Annotated in this window: 2 protein-coding genes; both read left to right on the top strand. The window is 29.8% G+C overall.

What is annotated here, in order from left to right; translation table 11 throughout:
- Positions 1-310: 310 nt before the first annotated feature.
- Positions 311-499 carry a LicD family protein gene (locus HMPREF0819_RS09570; protein WP_003067948.1) on the top strand — a complete coding sequence of 63 codons (189 nt, stop codon included), beginning with the start codon at positions 311-313 and terminating at the stop codon, positions 497-499.
- Positions 500-643: 144 nt separating this feature from the next.
- Complete coding sequence (locus tag HMPREF0819_RS08440) at positions 644-1789, top strand: hypothetical protein (RefSeq protein ID WP_003067946.1); 1146 nt, start codon at positions 644-646, stop codon at positions 1787-1789.
- The last annotated feature ends 68 nt before the right edge of the window (positions 1790-1857 follow it).

Below are 1857 nucleotides of genomic sequence, written 5' to 3'. Positions count from 1 at the left end.
TTAGATAAGTATGGTTCATATGGTAGTTACGGTGGGTACGGTAGTTATGGTAATTATGGAAAAAGTGAAGAAAAAACAAAAATTGGTAGAGGTAAACGAAAAAAATAGCTGATACCTTTACCTTAGAATAGGGAACAGGGAGTTATATGTATAGCGAAGATTCGATAGACCACTTTCTGAACGAATTATTATAAAATTTGTTCAATTAACTGGTTTTGGTAGAAATAGTGATGAGAAGAAATGGTTATGGAAGATTGATAAGCTATTAAAAAAATATCCATACAAAAGCTCAGAATGGGTTGTTAATTTTATGGGACAATATAAGTTTAAAGAGATGTTTCCTAAAGAGAAATACGGAGAAGGAAAATTATACCCATTTGAGAATGATTATTTGAATGGTCCTGAGGATGCAGATTATATTCTTACTCAAATGTATGGTGATTATATGACACCACCAAAAGAATCAGAAAAGAATGCACATGCTGCTGAATTAACCTAATTTTCACCACATATTTTATGAATATGTGACTAATATTGGAAGGAGATTGCATTGATTATTACATTTTCACCTAAAAAAATTTTGTACTCAATTTGTATGTATATGGTTTCGCTATCAGTGATTTTGAATACAAGGAGTATCTGGATGCACCTTTATGGAAGTGGAAATAGTTTTTCTGATTATATTTTTATGTTACTACTTACAGGTGTTATAGGTTGTACTTTTTCGAAAAACAACATCCATATGAATAAAATTTATAGAGGATTTTTAATATCAATATGCATTTTGGGGTATATTGGATTATGGATTTTTGTAACATGGTTTAAAGTTTTACCTGCAATAAAATTTTCTTTTACCATCTTATTATTTTTATTCTTTTTCATTATACAGGAGTCTAATGAGAGAAGCGAGGTATTATTAAAGTATCGCAATGTAGTATTTATTATCGCTCTTGTTTCACTTTTCTTTTGGTTATTGGGATCTATTCTTCATTTTCTGCACCCTTCAGGTATTGTTCAATCAGTTTGGACAGACACTGGAGATCCTAAAGTTGTTCCTAGTTATCATGGCTTTTATTTTGAAACACAAGAATTGTATGGGGTTATAAGAAATACGGCAATATTTACAGAGGCTCCGATGACCTCTTTGCATTTCTCAATTGCTATGTTGGTGGAAGTATATGTTGATAAAAAGAAATCGTTATTTAAAATCTTTTTATTCTCAATTGCTATTCTAAGTTCTTTTTCAACTACAGGAATTATTTTATTGATTGTAGTTTTATTACATCAACTATTCACTACCAGAACGAGGTCTAAATTTATTCAGATAATAAGAATTTCAGTGCTCCCTATCTTTTTTTTAGTAGTAATTTTTGTTGTTAGGCTACTGTTACAGGCTAAATTAGAGACAAGCTCAGGATCAATTAGAACCGATGATTTTATAGTTGGTACTAAAGCTTGGTTGTTGCATCCTATATGGGGAAACGGATACATGAATTATGATACAATAAAACAGTTTATGGCATCTTGGAGAAATTATAATACTGGCTTCAGTAATTCAATTACAATGGTTTTAGCGTACGGGGGTATTTATTTAGCTTTATTGTATGTATTTCCCATAATCTTTAATTTTAAAAATATAAAAAAAGAAGGCTACTTGCCATTTTTATTGGGTGTGGTTTATTTATTTACTTTTACGATTATTCCGTTTGAGTATTTAACAATGATGTTAATTATATTTTTTAGTACTTATAGTAGTAAGACTACAAGCAGTAGCATGATTAGAAACTAATAGTTTAGGATAGTGAGAAAATAATATGAAAAAAATTTGCTTTGTTACACATCTTCCAAATTTAAAGG

The sequence above is a fragment of the Streptococcus equinus ATCC 9812 genome, from assembly GCF_000187265.1.
Lineage (GTDB): Bacteria > Bacillota > Bacilli > Lactobacillales > Streptococcaceae > Streptococcus > Streptococcus equinus.
The sequence above is the reverse complement of the archived record's forward strand: the minus strand, read 5'-3'. Positions and strand labels throughout refer to the sequence as shown.

Bases quoted from the DNA above. Each gene is read 5' to 3' on its own strand.
- HMPREF0819_RS09570 (WP_003067948.1), top strand. From the start codon at position 311: ATGGGACAATATAAGTTTAAAGAGATGTTTCCTAAAGAGAAATACGGA.
- HMPREF0819_RS08440 (WP_003067946.1), top strand. From the start codon at position 644: ATGCACCTTTATGGAAGTGGAAATAGTTTTTCTGATTATATTTTTATG.